Origin of the sequence: Cupriavidus taiwanensis (genome assembly GCF_900250115.1) — a bacterium.
GTDB lineage: Bacteria > Pseudomonadota > Gammaproteobacteria > Burkholderiales > Burkholderiaceae > Cupriavidus > Cupriavidus taiwanensis_B.
Map to the genome: position 1 here is coordinate 1,665,900 of NZ_LT984803.1, position 14,635 is coordinate 1,680,534.

13 protein-coding genes are annotated in these 14,635 nt (G+C 67.6%); 7 read left to right on the forward strand and 6 right to left on the reverse strand.

From position 1 onward, the window contains the following. Entirely contained in the window at nt 1-1,728 is a 1,728-nt protein-coding gene (locus tag CBM2586_RS07935; protein WP_240988068.1) for a glyoxal oxidase, read from the reverse strand. A gap of 369 nt (nt 1,729-2,097) precedes the next feature. On the opposite strand from CBM2586_RS07935, the gene CBM2586_RS07940 reads away from it, so the two are divergent. Together CBM2586_RS07940 and CBM2586_RS07945 are read left to right on the forward strand one after the other, a co-directional pair. Beyond that, a complete protein-coding gene (locus CBM2586_RS07940; RefSeq protein ID WP_115687187.1) occupies nt 2,098-3,498 on the forward strand; it encodes an ISNCY family transposase in 1,401 nt (466 codons plus the stop codon). Between the two features lie 434 nt (nt 3,499-3,932). Next, nucleotides 3,933-4,985: a glycosyltransferase family 4 protein gene (locus CBM2586_RS07945; protein WP_115687188.1), complete on the forward strand. Its 1,053-nt coding sequence runs from the start codon at nt 3,933-3,935 to the stop codon at nt 4,983-4,985. Here the strand turns inward: CBM2586_RS07945 and CBM2586_RS07950 are convergent. Further along, the gene (locus tag CBM2586_RS07950) at nt 4,982-5,197 is read right to left on the reverse strand and encodes a hypothetical protein (protein WP_115662115.1); all 216 of its coding nucleotides are present in this window, start codon (nt 5,195-5,197) and stop codon (nt 4,982-4,984) included. The genes CBM2586_RS07945 and CBM2586_RS07950 overlap by 4 nt on opposite strands. A 321-nt stretch (nt 5,198-5,518) precedes the next feature. Between CBM2586_RS07950 and CBM2586_RS07955 the strand changes: the two genes are divergently transcribed. From CBM2586_RS07955 to CBM2586_RS07975, 5 genes are read left to right on the forward strand one after another with little or no spacing between them, the layout of a single operon-like run. Beyond that, the gene (locus CBM2586_RS07955) at nt 5,519-6,484 is read left to right on the forward strand and encodes a hypothetical protein (protein WP_115687189.1); all 966 of its coding nucleotides are present in this window, start codon (nt 5,519-5,521) and stop codon (nt 6,482-6,484) included. Further along, a complete protein-coding gene (locus CBM2586_RS07960) occupies nt 6,481-7,365 on the forward strand; it encodes a HesA/MoeB/ThiF family protein (RefSeq protein ID WP_115687190.1) in 885 nt (294 codons plus the stop codon). The genes CBM2586_RS07955 and CBM2586_RS07960 overlap by 4 nt, the downstream gene beginning before the upstream one ends. Nucleotides 7,366-7,367: 2 nt before the next feature. After that, on the forward strand, nt 7,368-8,615 hold the full coding sequence (locus CBM2586_RS07965) for a hypothetical protein (RefSeq protein WP_115687191.1): 1,248 nt from the start codon (nt 7,368-7,370) through the stop codon (nt 8,613-8,615). Then, complete coding sequence (locus CBM2586_RS07970) at nt 8,612-9,721, forward strand: GNAT family N-acetyltransferase (protein ID WP_115687192.1); 1,110 nt, start codon at nt 8,612-8,614, stop codon at nt 9,719-9,721. The genes CBM2586_RS07965 and CBM2586_RS07970 overlap by 4 nt, the downstream gene beginning before the upstream one ends. A gap of 4 nt (nt 9,722-9,725) precedes the next feature. After that, nucleotides 9,726-10,751: a hypothetical protein gene (locus CBM2586_RS07975; protein ID WP_115687193.1), complete on the forward strand. Its 1,026-nt coding sequence runs from the start codon at nt 9,726-9,728 to the stop codon at nt 10,749-10,751. Here CBM2586_RS07975 and CBM2586_RS07980 read toward each other — a convergent pair. The 4 genes from CBM2586_RS07980 to CBM2586_RS07995 all read right to left on the reverse strand — a co-directional run bounded on the left by CBM2586_RS07980 (nt 10,748) and on the right by CBM2586_RS07995 (nt 14,429). Continuing rightward, a complete protein-coding gene (locus CBM2586_RS07980; RefSeq protein WP_115687194.1) occupies nt 10,748-12,415 on the reverse strand; it encodes a c-type cytochrome in 1,668 nt (555 codons plus the stop codon). The genes CBM2586_RS07975 and CBM2586_RS07980 overlap by 4 nt on opposite strands. A gap of 5 nt (nt 12,416-12,420) precedes the next feature. Then, nucleotides 12,421-12,606 (reverse strand): hypothetical protein, encoded by a 186-nt coding sequence (locus CBM2586_RS07985; RefSeq protein WP_115687195.1) that lies wholly within the window; start codon nt 12,604-12,606, stop codon nt 12,421-12,423. A gap of 117 nt (nt 12,607-12,723) precedes the next feature. Then, nucleotides 12,724-13,545: a class I SAM-dependent methyltransferase gene (locus tag CBM2586_RS07990; protein WP_115662109.1), complete on the reverse strand. Its 822-nt coding sequence runs from the start codon at nt 13,543-13,545 to the stop codon at nt 12,724-12,726. Nucleotides 13,546-13,637: 92 nt separating this feature from the next. Beyond that, nucleotides 13,638-14,429 (reverse strand): TorF family putative porin, encoded by a 792-nt coding sequence (locus CBM2586_RS07995; RefSeq protein WP_115687196.1) that lies wholly within the window; start codon nt 14,427-14,429, stop codon nt 13,638-13,640. Between the last annotated feature and the right edge of the window lie 206 nt (nt 14,430-14,635).

The window sequence follows — 14,635 nt, forward strand, 5'->3', positions numbered from 1 at the left end:
TCAGGAAACCCGGACGAACTTGGCGACCGACGGCACTCCCTGCGAATCGAGGATGAACAGCATGTAGTATCCGGGCGGCACCAGTGAACTGGAGGCGGGCAGGGTCACGCGCAGGTTCTTCGCGCCCTGCTTGGTATAGCGCAATTTGACATAGCGCTGGTGCATGTCGTTGGCGTGCGTCACAGCCCCTGGTGCCACCAGGGCAACGCTGGAAACATTGGGGGTGCTGGAGCCAACGGTAAAGGTCTGTCCCAGGCTCAATGTACCGGGTGCGCTGGTGATACTGGGGCGTGCGCCCTTGAACAGGTAAGGTGGCGAATACACCTGTGCCTGGTGCGTGGCGGCGGCCAGGGGATTCATATCATCCTGGGACAGCAAGACGGTGGCGTCAGGCAGCAGAATGGCACTGGAGTGGTAGCCCGCCTGTATGGTGTTCGGACTCATCTGAATCCAGGTCCCGGTCGGATCCCCGGCCGGCTTGTTGTAAAGCTCGCTGTCAAAATGCGGGTTGTCATAACCGGTGCTGGCGGCATTTCCACCCACCGTAAACAGCGTGCCATCGGGCAGGATCACGGTATTGGCGTTATGGCGTGGCTGCAGCCATTGCGGAAACTGTCGCCACCCGGCGTTGGGGGCGCCGACATCGAACCATTCGTTGTTGCGGAAGGCGCTGTCGCCCTCGGCGCCGCCAGCGATCATCACGACCTGCTTGACGGGCGTAACCGAGGCATCGGTATACAGAACGCCGTTGGCCCACTCATAGTGCGAGCTCAGCATGTTCGGAATGCCGCTCCATGACCACGTGCCAGGCGTCAACAGCACGGTATTGTAGAAGGCCGGCCCCGCCTGCATCATCTGGCCTGAACCAAGCAGGTATTGGAACGGGTACATGCCGGACGGGTCGTGGAACGAAACCGTGCTCATCGTGCCAACGCTGTCCATGCCCGCGGCAGGGGTGAACAGTTCGACTACCGACGTGGTATTTCCGGATCCCGTTTCATCGAGGCCACTGGTGATGACCACCCTGTTGTCTGCCAGCTTGGTCAGCGTCGGATACCAGCGGCCGACCGACATATTCGGTTGGGCGGTCCAGGTCTCGCTGAGCGGATTGAACGTATAGCTGCTCAGCGCGCCCTGGAAGTTCTGCTGGCCCTCCGGCGCATTCGGGTCCGGATAGCGCAGATTGCCACCGGCGAGGAAAACCCTGCCGTCGCTCAATATCGTCTGGCCGGCACACCAGATGTTCTCGGGAGGGGTAATGGGATGCCCCGTGCGTGTCACAGGATCCCAGACATAGGCGACACCGGTGTTCGATGCCGCGGGATTATGGTATTCGGTCGGCTCGTACGACCAGAACAGCACCTTGCCGGTGTGCAGCAATACCGCAGTGATGCCGACGACCGGGATGACGAACGGCGCGCTCCATTGGCCGGCTGTATTGGTGGCCTGGGCTTTGGCCGCTGCCAGCACCTGATCATCCGGCGTGGCAACCCGGTCCAGCCCGGCTGCCACGCGACATTGCTTGGCACGTGCCCTGGCATGCGACTCGGCATGGGCAGGACCGAGCACGGCAGCTTCTCGCTGCCTCAGCCTGGCTTCCGCAGAAGGGTTGTTGCAGGCGTCATTGTCAAAGCTGACGGGGGAAGCCGCGTGAACCGGCGGCGCCAGCAGGGAAAAGCCAAGCACTGACGCCCACACGGTTTTCCGGAAAATCATGCGTTGACGCATTTGCATCACCTCCTGCGGTGACAGCGTTGCCAGGGAATGCGGAAGTTCCGCGCTGGGAAATCGCGGTGGAATGAATGCCGCGAGGACATTGACAGCGGACTTTTCTAGCTTAGGGTGGCAGGCAGAGAGCCAATGTGGGCTGGCGCACGGAAGGAATGCGATTGGGCGCTTGCGTTTTTCTAAAGCAGCGTGGGGGACGCAGGCAAACACTGCGATGCTGGCTATCTTATTTAACATAAGATACATTATGCGAAACACACATGTAGCGGCTAAGTTGTAATGTCCGCTTCTGGCTAAGTAGAAATGTCCGCCCGAGGCGCTGCCCATGGTATTCAGCCTGCCCGGTTGAATGCAATGGAGACGCCAGGCATGGCAAGACCAGAGGTCATTACAGTAAGCATGCGCGAGATTGACAGGCTCAAGACCGTCCAGGCGGTCATGGATGGTCAGTTGCGGCCCGGCGTGGCCGCCGAACGATTGGAGATCACTGACCGGCAGCTGCGGCGGTTACTGGAGCGCTACCGGCTGGAAGGCCCAGCCGGGCTGGTCTCGCGCAAGCGCGGCCGACCCAGCAACAACCGTCTGTCTGGCGAGCGCGAAGCCGCAGCGCTCGGCCTGATCCGGGAACACTATGCCGACTTCGGCCCGACCCTGGCGGCCGAGAAGCTGCGCGAAGCACACGGGCTCACTCTGGCGAAGGAAACGGTCCGGCGGCTGATGATGGTTGCCGGCCTGTGGGTACCGCGCAAACAGCGCCCGCTCAAGGTCTATCAGCCTCGTAATCGGCGCGCCTGCTATGGCGAACTGATTCAGATTGATGGCTGCGATCACCGCTGGTTTGAGGAACGCGCGCCTGCCTGCACGCTGCTCGTTTATGTCGACGACGCCACCAGCCGGATCATGGAGCTGCGCTTTACCCATTCGGAGGCCACGTTCACGTACTTCGCGGCGACCCGCGCCTACCTGGAGCGCCACGGCAAGCCGGTGGCGTTTTACAGTGACAAGGCCAGCGTTTTCCGGGTCAACAAGCAAGGAGCAACTAGCGGCGACGGCCATACGCAGTTTGCGCGGGCCTTGTTCGAACTGAACATCGAAGGCATCTGCGCCAACAGCAGCCAGGCAAAAGGCCGCGTGGAACGGACACACCTGACCTTGCAGGACCGGCTGGTCAAGGAGCTGCGCCTGCGTGGCATCAGCACCATGGAGGCGGCCAATGGCTTCATGGCGGAGTTCATCGCCGACTACAACGCGCGCTTTGCCAAGGTGCCGCGCAACAACCACAACGCCCATCGACCGCTGCGACCGGACGAGAATCTGGATCTGATCTTCGCGTGGCGCGAGCCACGCTGCGTGTCCAAGAGCCTGACGATCCAGTACGACAAGATGCTCTACCTGCTGGCGGACACGCCGGAGCATCGCAAGCTGGCTGGCTGCTACATCGACGTCTATCACTACCCAGATGGCAGGATCGAGCCGCGGGCTAATGGCGCCGCCCTGCCCTACACCACCTATGACCGGCTGTCGGAAGTGGACCAGGGCGCGATCGTGGACAACAAGCGCCTGGGACATGTGCTGCAGTTGGCGCAATACGTGCAGGAGAAGCGCGATAACACGCGTTCGCTCTCTGTGCCTGGCACGGAGGGGGTTCCGCGCAAGCGTGGACGGCCGCCCGGCAAGAAATCGCAGCGGTCGCTCGGCCAGAACGATATGTTGGAAGCGTTGCAAAGGCTGCAGGAGCAGCCGTGGCCGCTTAACGGAACGGAAAACTGATTCAGCTTGCGCTGGCAGTTCAACAGGGCTCAGGCAGCACGGCTTGGACTCAGTCACGTCAGGACAGCACTACCGCCCTACGCTCACCCCAATAGCCGATCAACCGGACATTTCAACTTAGCCAGAGACCGGACATTTCAATTTAGCTTTGACAACACATGTTGGCCCCAAATAGTAATGTCCGCTTATAGCCAGATTCAAATGTCCCAGTGAACCGGGTAACCCGTACGGCCTTTTGCCCGCCCGGGTTCAACCAGCGGCGATGCACCATCTGCCGCCCGCGACGCTGTCGATGCCGGGTAACGATGTTCTTGCGCGCCTGACCCTTCTCGGTGCGCCAGCGCACAGAACGCCGCACGGCCGGGCGGCATGCTTGACGCTGCCGTCCCCTTAAGTGGGGGCCTGTGCTGTGCAAGCCATGGAGCGCAACGAGGATGAGCCAGCCCGAGCCCCCGGAGATCGCGCCGCCGCTGCCCGATCTCCTGATATTCAGCGCCCCGTTCCATCCCTCCGTGGGCGGGATGGAGCGCTTTGCCGAAGACCTGGCGCTGGGGCTGACCGAGCTGGGTTATCGGATCGAGCTGGCGACGCGCACGCCGGCGGGCGCTGGCGACGCGCCGGCGTTTCCCTATCCGGTCACGCGCGTGGCGGGCATGGCCGAACTGGCGCGCGCCATGCTGCGGCACCCGCTAGTCGTATTCGTCGGCCTGACCTTCTACGACGTATTGCTGGCCACCGTGCTCCTGCGCCGCATCGTGCTGACGCATCATGGCCCGTATAGCAACTATGGCGAGACGCGGCGTTTCACGGCGGGCAACGTCAAGCGCTGGATGTCGCGCTTCTACGACAACATCTGCGTCAGCCGGTACCTGGCCGGATGGCTGCCAGGCCAGCCGCTGGTGATTCATAACGGCTATTGCGACGACCTGTTCAAGTCCGCTGCCGCGCCCCGCCAGCCGGGCAGCTTCGCCTTCGTCGGAAGGCTGGTGACGGAGAAAGGGGTCGACCTGTTGCTGCGCAGCTTCGCCAGATTGCGCGCCCTGCGGCCCGAGGTGCGCCTGACGGTGATCGGCGACGGGCCGCAATACGCGGTACTGGTGGCTCTGGCGGCGACACTGGAGTGCGCCGAGGCCGTGACCTTTGCCGGCGCGCAACCGGCCGCGGTGGTGGCGACGATGCTGGCGCAGCATGCCTGCCTGGTGGTGCCGTCGATCGGCTATGAGCCTTTCGGCATCGTGGCCCTGGAGGGCCTGGCGGCGGGCTGCGAGGTCATCGTCACGCGTCGCGGCGGGCTGCCCGAGGCCGTCGACGGCTTCGGCTGGGTGACGGAGCCCCGCGAGGACTCGCTGTGCGAAACGATGCTGGCCGTCTGCGCGGGCGAGTCGCACCGTCGCGAGCCAAGCCTGCGACTGTTCCTGGCCGACCACCAGCGCAAGACCGTTGTGCGCCGCTACGCCGAAGCCATTGCCGGCTTCATGCGGCGTTAGCGCGCGGGCTTTTTCGGCTTGCCGCTATCCGCCTGGTGCTGCCGGCGCGGATCCTCGTTGCGGAAGCCGCCATAGCTGCTTTGCCCCGGATCGGCGCTGCGGCTCCTGATCTCGCTGGCGTCGCGGTCCATGCGCGCGCCCGGGTTCTTCTTGTCGGCGCCGGCCTTGCCAGCGGTCTTGCCTGCGGTCTTCCCGCTCGAACCTGGTTTCATTGCCAACTCCTTGTCATGACACATTGGTCGGTCTGAGAACTTGCCCTCCCCCACCGGCCGGCGCCGCTTCTGCGGAGCGGGCTGCCGGAAGAGGAAGCGAAACCACGCAACTTTCGTTCCACGATCACGGGCCGCGCCGTCGCCAAATGGCTGCCGGTACGGCGGTCGCACCCAGGCAAGCCGTGCGTCAGCGTTGCAGGATTTGCATGCCGGCGGCGCGCGCCGGCCCCGCCGTGACACCAGGGGCGCGGTGTTATATCCTCCACATCACGCTCCCCCGCCGTCCGGCCATACAAGAACAAGGCACCGCGCCAACCCTGCATGCTCAAACTCCTCGGGCGTATCCGACCACGGCTGCGCCAGCGGCTGCGCTACCTCGACCTGAGCCTGAACGCCAGCCGCACGGTGCGGATCCGGGTGGTGGAGCGGCCCGGCATGTGGATGGAGTCCGCCCGGCTCGACGCCATGCTGGCCGAGATGCGCGGCATCGTGCAGCGTGGCATTGGCAAGGACCTGGATTACGGCGTGCTCTCCGGGGATCCGGAAAGGCTGCGGCGGGCCGTGATCACCCTGCTTTATGACCGCGACAGTGGCCGTGCCATCGCTTTCAATGCGCTCTCGGTGATGCCGATCGAGCTGCGCGGCGGGCCGGTGGAAGCGATCCACCTCGGGCTGGTGATGGTGGATCCGGGCTATCGCACGCAGGGGCTGTCCTGGGTGCTGTACGGGCTGACCTGCATCCTGCTGTTTTTCCGCCGCGGCCTGCGCCCGGTCTGGATCAGCAACGTGACCCAGGTGCCGGCGATCATCGGCAAGGTGGCCGAGGTGTTCGTCTCCGCCTACCCGAATCCGTTTGCGCCATCGCGCCGCAGTTTCGAGCACCTCAGCGTGGCGCGCGAGATCATGCGCTCGCACCGCCATGTGTTTGGCGTCGACCGGGCCGCGGGCTTCGACGAGGCCCGCTTCGTCATCACCGATGCCTACACCGGCGGCTCGGACAACCTGAAGAAGACTTTCGACGAGGCGCCGAAGCATCGCGACGCGCGCGCCAACGAACTGTGCCGGCGCGAACTCGACTACCGGCGCGGCGACGACTTCCTGCAGATTGCCTGCCTGGACCTGGCCAGCGCGCGCAAGTACCTGCTGCGCGAAGTGCCGCGCGACTCCCTGCCCGCCATCCTGTACCAGGTGGCGTTTCTCGCGGTGGGCCGCATCGCCCTGCCGCTGTTCCACTGGCTGAACCCGCGCGAGCCGATGGGCGACCTGCGCGCAAGGAAGAGCCCATGACGGCGCCGTTCTCGTACCAGGAATTCACCACCCGCAATATCGGCTTCGTCACGGAGGCGGAGCAGCGGCAGCTGCGCCAGGCGCAGGTGCTGGTCTGCGGTGTCGGCGGCATGGGCGGCGCCTGCCTGCAGGCGCTGGCGCGCATCGGCATCGGCCGCTTTGCGCTGGCGGACTTCGACGCCTTCGACATGTCCAACCTGAACCGGCAGGTCTTCGCCAGCCTGGACACGGTCGGCGTGGACAAGGTCGAGGCCACCGTGGCGCAGCTCCGCCGCATCAACCCGGAGCTTGCCATCGAGACCTTCGGTGCCGAGTGGACCGACCACCTCGATGCCCTGCTCGGCCGCTACAAGATCGTGGTCAACGGCATGGACGACATCGCCGCGGGGCTCGCGCTCTACCGCAAGGCCCGCGAGCACGGCGCCACCGTGATCGACGCCTATACCTCGCCCCTGCCCTCGGTCACGGTGGTGCGCCCGCACGACCCCCGGCCGGAGGAACGGCTGGGCTATGCCACCGCCGGCGTGGACTGGAAGGCGCTGACGCCGGAATTGCGCCAGGCCTGCCTGGGCAAGGAACTGGAATACGTGATGGTCCACTCCAGCTCCGTGCGCCATGTCGAACTGGACCTGGCCCGGGAACTGCTGAGCGGCAAGCGCAAGCGCATGTCGTTCGCGCCGATGGTGATCACCACCGGCAACCTGATGGCGTTCGAAGCGATCAAGCTGGTGCTGGGGCGGCCGCGGCTGGCCGATTGCCGGGGCTATTTCTTCAATCCCTGGAGCCTGCGCGTCGAGCGGCCGCGCCATCCGCTGTCGGCATGGGCCATGCGCGCGCTGGTGCGGCGCTTCATGGCGAGGCTGATGCGGGATGGTGGCTGACGGTGATTGACGCACTCGCAAGCGATGTGGCCGTGACCTGGCTCGGCGCGGCCGGCTGCGGGCTCTACCTGCATTTCCTGTGGAGCCGGCGCGAGGCCGGCGCCGGCACGGGCCTGTTCCTGTTCGGCGTGCTGACCGCGCTGCTGGCGGTGCGGGGCTTTGCCTGGCTGTTCGGCGCCGCGTGGCTGGCGCAGCTGGTGTTCGCCGCGGCCACGCTGCTGCCGATCGCGATGACCCTGTTCGCCGAACACCTGTTGCGGCGGCACCATCCGCTGTGGCTGAAGGGGCTGGCGCTGGGCGTGTCGGCGCTGTTCTTCACCCTCAACCTGTTCACGGACCTGGCCGGCAATGCCCCGCTGCTGCTGGCCTTGCTGGCCTGCCTTGCCGTGGTCACGGCCAGCAATGGCTGGTTCCTGCTGTGGCTGCGCGAGGCCGACCTGTCGGCCAACGAGGCACGGCTGGCGCGCGCGGTGGTCGTGGTGGTGGTGCTGGCGCTGCCGCTTGCCGTCACCGACTTCCGCGAAGAGCTGGGCCAGGTGCCGGTGCGCCTCGGCGCGCTGGGGGCGCTGGCGTTCGTCTATGTGTTCCTGCACCTGTCGGAATCGCAGCGGGTCGTGCGCGGGCTGCTGGCGCAGATGGCCGCGGCGCTGGTGTTCGCGGCGGTGCTGGCCGGCGTGATGGCGCTGGCCACGCACGGCCCCGGTCCGGGCTTTGCCGAGGCCGGCCTGCGCGGCATGCCCGTGGCCATGGCCTGGGTGCTGCTGACCGCCATCTTCGTGCGCATCCGCGCGGTCTCGCTGGCGGGCGATGGCAGTGCCTTCCTGCGCTGGCTGCTGCACGCCCGGCTCGATACGCCGGAAGGCTTCCTGCATTCGCTCAGGCGCCTGCCGCAGACCGCGGATCACGTGGTGCTGGGCGAAACGGAGCTGGCCGGCTATGCGCTGGACGCGCTGTTCGAGATCGCCGGCAGGCGGCGCGAGCCGGTCTCGATCGGCGAAGCGAGAGCGTGGGCCGGGAACGGCGCCGACAATGCCGCCGAAAGCGGCACCGGACAGCGGATCGAAGCCGCGGAGCAGCTGGCAGACCTGCTCGCGCGCCACCAGATGACGCATGCGCTGCTGGTCACGCGCCGGCCCGCGCAGGTGGTGCTGCTGAACCTGCCGCAAGGCGCCAACGCGGCCATCGGCGAGCTGCGCGCCGCGGTGATCCTGCGCCTGGCGCGCCATCTCGGCCAGCGGGAGGCCGCATGACGGTGACCTTGCGCGAAGGCGATTTCGACGCGTTCTTCGAGGCGCCCTTTGCCTGCTATGGCCACGCGACGCACTTCGTCTCGCCGATGAAGGGCGACCTGGCGCGCGCGCTGGATGCGGCGAAGAACCCGCTGTTCCGGCAATTTGCGCGGCGCACCTGGTTCACCGCGCATCGCGGCGGGCGCATCGTGGGCCGGATCCTGGCGCATGTCCACGATGCCGCCAACCAGCGCTTCGGGCTGCAGCGCGGCTATTTCGGCCTGTTCGACTGCATCGACGACGTGGCGGTCGCGCAGGCGCTGCTGGAGGCCGCGGCGGACTGGGCCAGGCGGCATGGCTGCGACGAACTGGCCGGCAGTTTCAACCTGACCATCACGCAGATGATCGGCATCGTCACCGATGGCTTCGCGCATGCGCCCTACACCTACCAGGAATACACGCCACCGCATATCGCCAGGCTGCTCGTGGCATGCGGCTTCGAGCCGTTCTTTCCGATGCGCACCTTCGAACTCGACGTGCGCGGCTGCGATCCGGAGCGACTGATCGGGGACAAGCAGCGCGCGCTGCTGGACGACCCCGCCTGGCAGTTCACGCCGATCCGCCGGCGCGGCTTCGAGCAACGCCTGCGCCAGGCCTGTGCGGTGCTGAACGACGGCTTTGCCGACAACCCGATGTTCGTGCCGCTGACCGAAGCGGAATTCCTGTATCCCTGCGCCGGCATGATGTGGATCATCGACGAGCGGCTGTCGTATGTCGCCAGCTGCAATGGCGAACCGGTCGGGGTGCTGTTGTGCGTGCCGGACCTCAACCCGTTCCTGCGCGCCACCGGCTTCCGGCTGAAGCTGGCCACGCCGTGGCACCTGCTGCGCTTGCGCGCCCGCCGCCAGCGCGCGGCCATCCTCTTTTTCTCGGTACGGCGGGACTTCCACGGGCTTGGCGTCAATGGCGTGATGCTGCATCACCTGGTGGCCGCGATGCGCGGGGCCGGCTACACCCACCTGGGCATCAGCTGGGTCTCGGACACGAACGGCGCCAGCCTCAGGCAGATCGAAAAGATCGGCGCCAGCCCGCTGCATCGGCTCAACCTGTTCCGCAAGGCGATCTAGCGACATGCTTACCCGCGCGCAGCAACTCATCCTGGTGGCACAGGCCGGCCGCGCGCCCAGCGCGCACAATATCCAGCCGGCGCGCTGGCACTTCAAGGGCGACCGGGTGGCGCTGCTGGAGGATCCGGGCCGCTGGCTGCCGGTGGGCGATCCCACCGGACGCGACAACCAGATCGCACTGGGGATGGCGTGGGAAGGCATGGCGATGGCACTGTCGACCATCGGTGTGGGATTGGCGCGGCCCGCGGTGCATCCCCTGCCCTATCCCTGCACCTCGCCAGGCTTGCGCATCGCGGCCACGGCCACCATGGCGGCCGGCGCGCACACCGATCCGCTTGCCGTCCAGGTCGACCAGCGCCACGCCTATCGCGGCAAATTCCGTGGCGCGAGTCCGTCGCAGCGCACCGCGCTGGCGCAATGCGTGGCGGCGCACGCCGCCCATGTCATGCCCGCCAGCGAGCACAGCAGCGCCGGGATCGCGCGATGGTACGACGAGGCCGCGGCGGCGGCATTCGCCATGCCGGGCTTCGCCGACGAACTCTACCGCTGGCTGCGCTTGTCGCCGGACCATCCGCAGTGGCGGCGCGATGGCCTGTCGGCGCCGTGCCTGGCGCTGTCGCGCTGGGAAGCATGGGGCGCGTCGATGGCGCTGCGGCCTGGCGTGGTGCGGTGGCTGTCCGCGCTGTCGCTGACCGGCATGCTGGCTGGCGAGAGCGCGAAGATCCGCAGCGCGGCCGGGATCGTGCTGATCCACGCCAGCCCGGAGGTGTCGAATTTCGATCTGGGCCGGCACTGGTACCGGTTCTGGCTGGCCATGACCGCGCATGGCCTGGCCGGCGTGCCGATGTCCGCACTGGCCGATTCCCCCGGCCATGCGGCGCTGCTGGCGGAAAGCCAGCGGCTGCCGCGCGGCAACCGGCTGGTCAACGTGATGCGCTGCGGGCCCGCGCCGGCGGGCGTGGCGCAAAGCGCGCGGCTGCCCGCGGCCGAACTGCTCGTCGATGACGCAAGCTGGCCCGCAGAGGCCTAGAGCAGTTTCAGGAATTCCAGCAGCGCCTCCTTCTCGTGTTCCGCCAGCATCGAAAATTCCCGCTCATGGCCACGGTTGCTGCGCCCGGGCGTCGCGGTGTCGTAGCGCATCGGCGCGGACCACGGCCGGTAGCCCGCCGGATAGGCCCAGTCCCCTTGCGCATCGGGCTGCCCGGCAATGCCCAGCTTGCTGTAGTCGAGCGCGTGCCCGCCCACCCAGAAGCGCGCGGGCCGCGCCTGCGGATGCATCAGGTGCCACAGCGTCGGCACCGAGCCGTTATGCAGGTAAGGCGCGGTGGCCCAGAGGCCGGACAGGATCGGCGCGACATAGCCGCCGGTGTTGGCGGCGTCGATATGCCGGCCCAGCTCGGAACGCTCGATCGCCCGCAACAGGCTCGCATCGATGGCTTGCCAGCGCGTCGGGTCGGTGCCGAGGTCCGCCTGCGCCACCAGCCGGTTGGGGAAGTCCGTCAGGCGCGGGCGTTGCGCGTGCTCGCTGTAGCGGCCGTGGCAGTGCGCGCAGTTCGCGCCATAGATGGCGCGGCCGCGCGCGGCGCGGGCCAGGTCGATCGGACCCGGGAACGGCGGCGGCGTGTAGCCTGCCAGGAAGCGCATGACGTCCGCCACCGGCGCAATCGCGCGGGCGGCGCGCTCGGGTGGCATGCCCATGGTCGGCACGGTAAAGAAGGCGACGATCGGCGCGAGGCGCGCGGCATCGCCGGCCGCCTCGGGCAGCGCCGGTGCGAAGCGCGCCGTGCCCTTGCCGGCATAGACGCCGTCGTACAGCAGCGAGGTGCGCAGGTTGCGCTGGCCCAGTTCCGGGATCGAGGTGGCGCCGCTGGCCGCGGTGCCCGCGGCCAGCAGGTGGAACTGGAACTTGAGCGCGGCGACGCCGTTGGTGCTGCCGGGTGCGCCGTTGCTGAACGGCAGCGGCGCATCGCCATTCGCCTCCAGTTCGGCCACACGCTTCACCAGCCGCGGCCAGACGAACTGGCGCAGCGTATGCAGCTCCTGCGCGCTGGTGTCGGGATAGAGCTGCGTGATCGCCGACACCAGCGCCTGCGGGTCGGCGCGGACCCGCTTGACCGCCTGATAGACCGCGGCGACGAAGGCATCGAGGTTGAGCGAGGTATTCGGCAGCCCGAGCCAGACGCTGCGCGCGGGATACCCGTCGGCGCCGTAGGTCACGCCGGCATGGCAGGCGGCGCAGCCCAGGTTGGACACCTCCAGCCGGATCGTCGGGACCGCGCGGCCGATCATGCCGCTGACCACGCCGAGCGGCTTGTCGAAGCGCGGCTGGCGCGCCCCCGGCCAGTTGACGACCGTATCGGGATAGATAAAGCCGAATTCACGCAGTGCCCGGCGCAGGCGCTCCGGCGTGACCGGGGCATCGGCATTGCCCGCGACCAGCAGCGCCGCGGTGGCCAGCTTCCACGGCAGCGCGTTGGTTTCCAGCGTGTCGGTGCTGAGGCCGCCGAAATCGTCGAAGACGAAGCGCATCGCGCCGATGGCGGCATCGGCATCGGCATCGGCGCCGCCGGCGCGGAAGTCCCGCATCACGGCGGATTCGCCCTGCGCGTAGCCGCGCAGGAAATCGCACCCTGACAGCAGCCACGGCAGCAGGGCCAGCAGCAGGCCTAGCGGGAGCAAGCGTACAAGCGGCATGGTCCTCATCGTCCGAGCTGCGCGCCGGGACCTCCCGGCGACGCCGGCAGATGGTAGCGGACCATGCGCACCAGGTTCAAGCCGGCCGGCGCGTCGCTGCCGCGGTCGGCCGCCTGGCTGCGCTCGCGCTCCAGCCCGATCGCCAGTCCGATGCCCGGTGCCACCGATGCGGAAATGATCAAGGGGTTCATGCCATGTGTCCGAGGTTGCGGTCGTCGTGAAGCACTGGCGGACGCCTGTGGCGACAGTATCGGTGCCAGCGGCGATTTGCGCACCCCTGGCGGGCCGTGACCAGCCCGGAGCTCGCCTCAGGGCGCGGCGACCATGACCACGTGCGCCTGCATCGGGCCCGCCAGCGGCCCGGTGCCGTAGGCCTCGATCAGCGCCCGCTCGCAGTGCCCGGTCGCGCGCGCCAGGGTGTCCGGCCCGCGCGCCTCCAGCTCGGTGCGCAGCGGCGTGCCCTGGCAGAACGCCGTGGCGGGGATGCGCGCGGCGGCGGCGTGGCTGGTTTCGGGGACGGTCTCGAACACCGCGCCCGCCGTGAACCCGCCCGTGCGCAGGTCCTGCTCGATGGCGGCCTGGCTGTGGTAACCGTGCGGAATGCGGACCATGAAATCGGGCGGTGCCTCGGGGAACAGCGTGGCCAGCGCCGCGGTGATATCGCGGGCAAAGGCGTTGAACGCGATCCGGTCCCAGACGTTGAACACCAGCGTGCCGCCCGGCACCAGCACGCGGCGGGCCTCGGCGAAGGCCCTGCCCTTGTCCGGGAAAAACATCGCGCCGAACTGGCACGCGACCAGGTCGAAGCTGGCGTCGTCGAACGGCAAGCGCATCGCGTCGGCCTCGCGCCATTGCACCGGGCGCGCGGTGCCCGCGGCTTGCGCGCGCGCCAGCATCGGTGCATTGAGGTCGGTGGCGACCACCAGGGTGTCCGCCGGCAGGCGCCCGGCCAGCTCGCGGGTCAGCGCCCCGGTGCCGGCGGCCAGCTCCAGCACCCGGCGCGGCCGCAGCGCGGCGATGCGCCGCCCCAGGTCGGCGGCATAGGGCGCAAAGATCATGGGCACCATCAGCGCCTCGTAGACCTCGGCAATCGCGCCGGCAAAGACCTTGTCCTGCTGCTGCATGCCCATGGCGCCGTCCTCCCCTTGCCTGCCCGGCCGCAAAGTCGCCGGGTCGCCTGACTGGGTGTAGGACACATCGAGGGGAATGTAAACCGGGCCCGCTAGAACGTCTTGCTCAGCGAGCCCCACACGGTGGCGCCGCCAAGGTAGCGCCCCTTGGCGCTGGTGTATACCGCCCGGTCGGCATTGGTATCGAGATACGCCAGCGCCAGCGCGAAGCCGTGGCCCAGGTCTTTGGTCAGGCCAAGCTTCCAGTCAGCGTACGAGGCCGCGGCCACCTGCACCTTCTGGTAGCCGAGGTGCGCGTTGAGCGTCAGCCCCCAGAACCCGAGCGGGACGTTGGCCGACAGGTCGGCATACCAGCTGTGGCGGCTGTCGGCCAGCCCGAACAGGTTGGTGGGCGCGTAGGAGTATTTCAGCGTCACTGGGCCATAGCCGATCCCGGCGTACAGCTCGGTGGTATCAGGGCTGGTGTAGCGGTCGGGATAGCTGCCCGGATAGTAGTACTGCAGCACGCCCGCGTCGGCGCTCCAGCCGCTGTCGCCAAATGCATGGCGATAGCCGCCGTAGAAGTCCATCTCGATCGGCGCGGATACGTCCGGGTGGCTGTCACCCAGCCAGCTGATGCTGGAGTTCCAGTTGCCGAGATAGAAGCCGCTGGCATGGCTGTAGTCGAAGCCACCCTGAAGGGCCGGACGGCCGCCGCTTTGCGTCAGGCCTCGGTAGCGGTAGTCGCTGGCGAGCGCGAGGTTGGCTCTGACAATGTGGACTGCGGGGCCGGCCGCGTTGGCGGTGGCTTGCGCCAGTACGGGCGTGGCGCCGGCCAGCCACAGGGCGGCGGCCAGCGCGGCAGTTGCGGCGTGGCGGCCGGCGGGGGTGCGAAGCAAGGTCATGGTCGAAGGTGGCGGATTGAGGAGCGCGTACGCATCCGGACGCCCCGCCACGATAGGGACTTCGACATAAATACGGCGTCAAGAGACGCCGTGACCGTATTGAAATGCGGTAAATGCCCATGTCTGGGCAAGGCGCGAATCTTGCGAGAACAAACCTGCGAGAACGGCTTCGCCAGGCTCCCGCGACGCAAGCCCGGGATCCACCG